Here is a 6621-nt window from a genome sequence, read left to right as displayed (position 1 = left end):
GAGGGCCTTCGTGGCGGCGGCGGCGGCGGTGGTGGCGGTGGTCATGGCGTTCTCCAGTAAAGAAGTTTTGGAAGCGGGTGGTTTGCGGCGGCGCTGCTTACAAAAGGATTATGGGGGAAAGGGGGGCGGAAGTTTCCTCGGGATTTTCTGATTCTTTTTCCCGCCCTGGCAAGAGGGGGCCCGCCCCCCGTGGCCGGCCCGCGCCTCCTATTGAGGAAAGCGACGCACCGAGGCGAAACTCCCAGCGCGAAACACCGAAAATCACGGTGAAGCAGCATCGAACATTTCACCCCTCCTCAGGGAGTACCGAATATGTCGAACGGCATCGGCGGAGTTGGCGGTAACCGGCAGCTCACCACGACGCAGGGCGCGGGCAACGTCAACACCTCGACGATCGCGCGCAACGCGCAGCTCATCGAGTCCACGCTGAACCTGGTGGAGAAGGCCGTCGACCTGGCGGGCAAGGCGGTGGGCGTCGCTGGCAAGGCCGTGGATCAGATGTCCCAGGCCGCGGCCTCAACGAAGCAGGCGGGCGCGACGGGCACCAACGCCGCCTTCCCGGCCGAGCGCCCCAACCCCCTGGACGCGGTGCGCGAGGCGAACTCCCTGAAGGTGGACGACGGCGGGAAGATCACCACGCCGGGCGGCTACACCATTGAGCAGCTGGGCAAGTTCGAGTGGCGCGTGACGGGGCCGGACGGCAACAACACCCGCGTCTGGGGTGATCCGCACGTCGACGAGAGCGACGGCGGCAAGTTCGACTTCAAGCGCGACACGTCCTTCGTCCTGGGCGACGGCACCCGCATCAACTGCACCTGCAAGCCCTGGGGCAACGGCATGACGGTGACGGGCCAGCTGGACGTCGTCTACGGCGACAGCCACGTGCGCGTGAAGGACATCGACAAGGGCAAGGGCAAGGTCGGCCAGGTCACCAACACCGGCATGGACGAGGTCGTCCGCTTCCACTCGAACCAGTCCGCGGACGTCTTCCACATGGGGCAGAACGCGGCCGACTGGACGTTCCACGGCAAGGAGATTGTCGGCCACGAGAAGGGCGGCGAGGTCCACAAGGTGGGCGAGGCCGTCATCACCGCGCCGCGCACCATGGCCTTCAACTACTCGGCGGCGGCGGACGCCCCCGCGGCGGGTGAGGTGGCCCAGAACTGGGACATGAACACCAGCCTGCCCCAGGTGAAGCCGCTGCCCTGGGACATGAGCAGTGGCAAGCCCGAGCTGAACAAGCTGAACGAGACGTTCGACTCCCTCAGCAAGGTGTTCGACCAGCTCAAGAACACCCAGGCGAACGGCTTCAACCCGTTCCGCAAGGCGGACGACCTCTTCGGCGCCTACGACAAGAACCAGCACAAGTCCGGGCTGACCCAGTCCTTCAAGGCGCTGGGTGACATGTTCGGGACGCTGGAGAAGCTGTCCAAGCTGAATGATATGGTCCGCTTCCGCGGTCCCCAGTCGTTCTAGGCGCTGGACGTACTTCATCGGGCCAGGTGTGGGACTGCCTGGCCCTCCTCGAGGTTGTCGTGAGCGAGTCCGCCCCCAGGGGTGAAGAAGAGAAGGTCGTCGTCCCGGAAGTCCTCGCCGAGGCGGTGATCCGCGGCGAAATCACCCTGGGGCAGTTCCTCAACCTCTCCCACACGCAGCTCTACGCTTGGGCGGACAAGGCCTATCAGCTCCTCCAGGCGGGCAGCTCGCAGCAGGCCCTTCAAATCTTCCAGGGCCTCGTGGCCGCCTCACCCACCGACGCCGTCTTTCACGCGCAGCTCGGGGCGACCTTCATGACGCTGGAGCGCTTCGATGAGGCGTTCGACGCCTTCCGGCTGGCGCTCCAGTTCAACGACGGCCACGTGGACGCGCTGGTCGGCCGGGGCGAAATCCACCTGCGCCGGGGCAATGTCCCCGAGGCGCTCGCGGACCTCAGCAAGGCCATCCAATTGGACGCGGGCCTCAAGCGCCGCGCCACGCAGCGCGCCCACGCGACGCTGCTCACCCTGAAGCAGCAGGCCGACCAGGTGAAGAAGTCCCGGTAGACCCCAGGGGGGGGCATGCCCCCTCCCGTCGCGACACACACCAGGCCCGGGCCACGCGAGTCGTCGCGCGGTCCGGGCTTCGTCGTTTCGGGTGAGTCGCTCGAGCCCGCAAAAGCAAGGAGCCGGCATCCCGTGAGGGAGCCGGCTCCGAGAGTCGCTTACAGCGGCAGGATTAGATCTTGCCGATGACGGACATCGCGATCTCGTTGAGCTTCTTCATCAGGTTGGCGACGAAGGCGGTGGCCTCCTGCTGCTTCTGGAGCATCAGCTGCGCCTCGGCGCGCTCACGGTCCGGACCGGTCAGGCCGGAGAGGGACTTCTGCTCGAGAGCGGAGAGACCCTGGCTGGCTCCGAGGGCCTTCGTGGCGGCGGCGGCGGCGGTGGTGGCGGTGGTCATGGCGTTCTCCAGTAAAGAAGTTTTGGAAGCGGGTGGTTTGCGGCGGCGCTGCTTACAAAAGGATTATGGGGGAAAGGGGGGCAGAAGTTTCCTCCCCATTTTCTGATCCATTTTTTCTCGGCGGCTGCGGGAATATCGCCACCGAAGCGGCGCACCGTTTTGGTGGAAGCGCCGATAACAGTCTAAGCTCCCGGCGCTCGGAACCGCTTGCCCTACCGGCTCCGGGGCCGTCCTCCCGCCCTCGTGAGGGATGTGTGCAGATGACGACTGAATCCAAGGCAACGGTGACCAACGACGACGTGAAGCCCCTGTCCGGCCCGGAGATGCTCGAACGGGCCACGGAAGGCTTCAACCTCTTCCAGGACGGCCGCTTCCGTGAGTCGCTGACCTTGTTCCAGTCCCTGGCGTCCATGGACCCCACCGAGGCCTACTTCCAGACGGCGCTGGGCGCCTGCCACCTGGCATTGGAAGACCTGGACCTGGCGGAGTCCTACTTCAACCGCGCCATTGAACTGGACCCCACGGACCTCACGCCCTACGTCAACCGCGGGGAAGTCCACCTGCGGCTCGGCAAGGTCCGCGAGGCCGCCCGGGACTTCAATCACGCGGTGGGACTGGACCCCGAAGGGCAGGATCCGCTCAGCGCCCGGGCCCGGATGCTGGCCGCCGCGGCGCTGGAGAGCGCCGAGGAGTCACCGTCCTCCGAATCCGACGGCGCGGCGTAGGCGCGGGCGGGGCCGCCAGAAGGCCCGGCCCGCCTTCCCTGGCCCTTGGGTTCAGGGGAACTTCAGCTCCACGTCCACGCGGTACGGACCGTCCCCACCGTCGATGATGGGCTTGAAGTCCGCCGTCACGGATTCGGCGTAGGTGTCCTGGCCCTGCACGCGCACGACCAGGGGGCGGACGGCCTGTCCCGGCGGCGCATAGCGCCCCGTCACCGAGTAGCGCCCCAGCGGGAGGTCCGGGAAGCCGAAGCCGTCCGGCGTGTTGGTGCCCCGGGCCGTCACCGGCGTCCCGGCGCTGCCGTCCACCAGTGTGCCCACCGGGGTGAGCGTCACCTCCACGTGCTCGCGTTGCAGGGCTTGATCCGGGTCGGCTGGGTCCACGTAGTCCGTCAGGTTGAAGTAGACGCCGCTGCCGTAGGCGCCGCCCTCGGGCTTCGCGCCGGTCAGCTTCCAGCTGAAGTCCCGGACGGCGCCCTCGTTGCCCGCGAAGGGGTTGGCGTTGCTGGGGCGCAGCTCGAAGGTGTAGCTGCGGCCGTTGAAGTCGCGCTTGAGCCGCGCGCTGGCGTTCCAGGTGGTCGCCGCCTGACCCAACTCCAGCCGGTAGGTGCCGTCCGCGCCCGTCACGCCCACCACATTGGAGTCGTAGAGGACCTGGTTGTCGGCCACCACCTCCACCCCCGCCAGGGGCTTGCCGGCGGTGTCCGTGGCCTTGCCCTTGACGACGTTCTTCTCCCCGTTGCCGGAGGGGCCAGGGCCGCTGGAGCCGCCGTCCGTGCAGGCCGAACAGGCCAGGGACGCACCCAGCAACATCAGCGGAAGACCCCTGCCCAAGGCATTCTTCAGTCGCATCGTGTTCTCCCAGGTCTCGTGTGGCCCGTCAGGGGGATGAACCCGCGTGGCGGGGCGCGGTGCAAGAACGAATGTCCACTTCGGTTGACTGCCCGGCTGCTTCCGCACGAGGGAGGACGGCGGGTCTCGCCGTGGGGGAGGGGACCCTTCGCGACGCCCCCCCTGACAGAAGGCCCCCGGGTTGTCCTAGGATGCCTGACCGCTGATGGCTGCCACCAATCCGAACAGCTTCCTCTCCAAGTACTCCGACATCGTCCTCGCCGTAGTGGTCGTGGCCATCGTCGGGATGATGATCGTCCCGCTGCCCACGATGCTGCTGGACGTGCTGCTGACGCTGAACATCAGCATCTCGGTGGTGCTGCTCCTCGTGTCCCTCTACGTGCCAGCGGCGCTTCACCTGTCGGTGTTCCCGACGCTGCTGCTCATCACCACGATGTTCCGGTTGTCGCTCACCATCTCCACCACACGTCTCATCCTCCTCACCGGTGACCCGGGCGAGGTGGTGGTGGCGTTCGGAAACTTCGTGGTGCAGGGCAACTTCGTCGTCGGCGCCATCCTCTTCATCATCCTGGTCATCGTGAACTTCATCGTGATTTCCAAGGGCTCGGAGCGCGTCGCCGAAGTGGCCGCCCGCTTCACCCTGGACGCGATGCCCGGCAAGCAGATGTCCATCGACGCCGACCTGCGGGCCGGCTCCATCGACCAGGACCAGGGCAAGAAGAAGCGCCGCGACCTGGAGCGTGAGAGCCAGCTCTTCGGCGCCATGGACGGCGCGATGAAGTTCGTGAAGGGCGACGCCATCGCGAGCATCATCATCACCGTCGTCAACATCATCGGCGGCCTCATCATCGGCGTGACGCAGAAGGGCATGTCCGCTGGCGACGCGGCGCAGAAGTACACGCTGCTCACCATCGGTGACGGCCTGGTCGGCATGATTCCCGCCATCCTCGTCTCCACCTGCGCCGGCATCATCGTGACGCGCGTGGCGGGTGAGGAAGAGGGCAATCACCTGGGCATGGACATGGGCTCCCAGCTGACGGCCTACCCGAAGGCCATCGCCATTGCCGCCGGCATGCTCATCGTCCTGGGCCTGGTGCCCGGTCTGCCCAAGGTTCCCTTCTTCCTGCTGGGCTTCGGCGCGGGCCTGGGCGCCTGGACGATGCTGAAGAAGCAGAAGCAGGCGGTGGAGGCGGAGGATTCCGGCCCGGCCATGGAGACGGACCTGGGCACGCCGATGGCCTCCGAGCCCGCGCCCAAGGAAGCCCTCAACCCGGACTCCGAGCTGTTCATCCCCGTCGTCACGCCCATCGTCCTGGAGGTCTCCGACGCGCTGGTGCCCTTCGTGGACTCGCGCCAGGACAACGGGAAGTTCCTCTTCGAGCTCATCCCGTTCATGCGGGATGGCCTCTTCGTGGAGCTGGGTGTCCGCTTCCCGGGCGTGCGTGCGCGTGGCAACGGCTCGCTGCCACCGGGCGCGTACCAGATTCAAATCAACGAGGTGCCCGTCGTCACCGGCCAGGCCACGCTGGGCCACGTCCTGGTGAACGACACGGTGGACCGGCTGCGGCTGATGAACATCCAGGGCTTCGAGGCGGTGAACCCCGCCACCCGGCAGTCCGCCGCCTGGGTCCCCGAGCAGTATCGCGACACGCTGGAGGCCGCCGGCCTGACGACGTGGGACGTGCCCGGCTACATCATCCTGCACACCGCCGCCGTGCTGAGACGCAACGCCCGCGAGTTCGTCGGCGTGCAGGAGACGCAGACGATGCTGGAGCAGTTGGAGAAGGCCTTCCCCGCCATCGTGAAGGAGGTCGTCCCCAAGGTCGTCAACGTGCTGAAGCTGACGGACATCCTCCAGCGCCTGGTGGAGGAGGAGATCTCCATCCGTGACTTGCGCGGCATCCTCCAGGCCCTGGCCGAGTACGGGCAGGTGGAGGCGGACAACGTCATGCTCACCGAGCACGTCCGCGCCGCCCAGCGCCGCTACATCTCCCACAAGTACGCGCGTGGCACCGGCACCCTGGTGGTGTACCTGCTGGACCCGAACATCGAGGACGCCATCCGCGGCTCGGTGAAGCGGACCTCCGCGGGCGCGCACCTGGCGCTGGAGCCGGAGCTGGCGCAGGAAATCGTCCAGGCCGTGCGTTCGGAGTGTGGCCACCTGCCGCCCAGCGCGCAGCGGCCCGTCATCCTCACGGCCATGGACATCCGCCGCTACGTCCGCAAGCTGCTGGAGTACGAGTTCAACCCGTCGTTCTCCGTGCTCAGCTACCAGGAGCTGTCGCCCGAGCTGAACATCCAGCCGGTGGCGCGCATCTCCACGCGCTAGCCGCCAAAGTGCGCTTCCGCCCGCGCGTCCAGCTCACGCGCGGGCGAGAGGGGGCCTTCCTCCTGGGGGCAGGGCCCCCGCCCGCGACGCTAGGCGCCCGCGAGCACGGCAATCATCAGCACCAGGAAGACCAGGCCCACCACGCCCATCACCACGAGGGGCACGAGCTTGCCCTTGTCCTTGAGCGCCGCCATCGCGCTCGGCTGGGCGGACTCCTCCGGCATGGGGTATTCCGCCGACACCGGCGTGGGCGGCTCCTCGGCGGGCGGCTCCTCGGGC

General features: G+C 67.3%; 6 protein-coding genes and 1 pseudogene. 4 read left to right on the top strand and 3 right to left on the bottom strand.

Annotation, left to right across the window (positions count from 1 at the left end; translation table 11 throughout):
• Positions 1-312: 312 nt before the first annotated feature.
• Complete coding sequence (locus HV826_RS35855; RefSeq protein ID WP_176421501.1) at positions 313-1476, top strand: DUF1521 domain-containing protein; 1164 nt, start codon at positions 313-315, stop codon at positions 1474-1476.
• 59 nt (positions 1477-1535) lie between these two features.
• Complete coding sequence (locus tag HV826_RS35850) at positions 1536-2042, top strand: tetratricopeptide repeat protein (protein WP_368671071.1); 507 nt, start codon at positions 1536-1538, stop codon at positions 2040-2042.
• Positions 2043-2214: 172 nt separating this feature from the next.
• Here HV826_RS35850 and HV826_RS35845 read toward each other — a convergent pair whose 3' ends face one another.
• Positions 2215-2439, bottom strand: coding sequence for a hypothetical protein (locus HV826_RS35845; RefSeq protein ID WP_002640925.1), 225 nt, complete (start codon positions 2437-2439; stop codon positions 2215-2217).
• A gap of 260 nt (positions 2440-2699) precedes the next feature.
• Here HV826_RS35845 and HV826_RS35840 point away from each other — a divergent pair, with 260 nt between their 5' ends.
• Positions 2700-3164: a tetratricopeptide repeat protein gene (locus HV826_RS35840; protein ID WP_176421499.1), complete on the top strand. Its 465-nt coding sequence runs from the start codon at positions 2700-2702 to the stop codon at positions 3162-3164.
• 51 nt (positions 3165-3215) lie between these two features.
• Here the strand turns inward: HV826_RS35840 and HV826_RS35835 are convergent, their stop codons facing one another.
• Positions 3216-4013, bottom strand: a complete 798-nt coding sequence (locus tag HV826_RS35835; RefSeq protein WP_176421498.1) for a carboxypeptidase-like regulatory domain-containing protein — start codon at positions 4011-4013, stop codon at positions 3216-3218.
• Between the two features lie 205 nt (positions 4014-4218).
• Here HV826_RS35835 and sctV point away from each other — a divergent pair, with 205 nt between their 5' ends.
• Positions 4219-6342, top strand: coding sequence for a type III secretion system export apparatus subunit SctV (sctV, locus tag HV826_RS35830; RefSeq protein ID WP_176421497.1), 2124 nt, complete (start codon positions 4219-4221; stop codon positions 6340-6342).
• An 89-nt stretch (positions 6343-6431) separates the two neighbouring features.
• On the opposite strand, the pseudogene HV826_RS35825 reads toward sctV, so the two are convergent.
• Positions 6432-6621 (bottom strand): annotated as a pseudogene (locus HV826_RS35825) (FHA domain-containing protein); the annotation flags it as partial.

The sequence above is a fragment of the Myxococcus sp. AM010 genome (genome assembly GCF_013372585.1).
Taxonomy (GTDB): Bacteria; Myxococcota; Myxococcia; order Myxococcales; family Myxococcaceae; genus Myxococcus; species Myxococcus vastator.
This window is presented reverse-complemented; position numbering and strand designations above follow the sequence as displayed.

Bases quoted from the DNA above. Each gene is read 5' to 3' on its own strand.
- HV826_RS35855 (WP_176421501.1), top strand. From the start codon at position 313: ATGTCGAACGGCATCGGCGGAGTTGGCGGTAACCGGCAGCTCACCACG.
- HV826_RS35845 (WP_002640925.1), bottom strand. From the start codon at position 2,439: ATGACCACCGCCACCACCGCCGCCGCCGCCGCCACGAAGGCCCTCGGA.
- HV826_RS35840 (WP_176421499.1), top strand. From the start codon at position 2,700: ATGACGACTGAATCCAAGGCAACGGTGACCAACGACGACGTGAAGCCC.
- HV826_RS35835 (WP_176421498.1), bottom strand. From the start codon at position 4,013: ATGCGACTGAAGAATGCCTTGGGCAGGGGTCTTCCGCTGATGTTGCTG.
- sctV (WP_176421497.1), top strand. From the start codon at position 4,219: ATGGCTGCCACCAATCCGAACAGCTTCCTCTCCAAGTACTCCGACATC.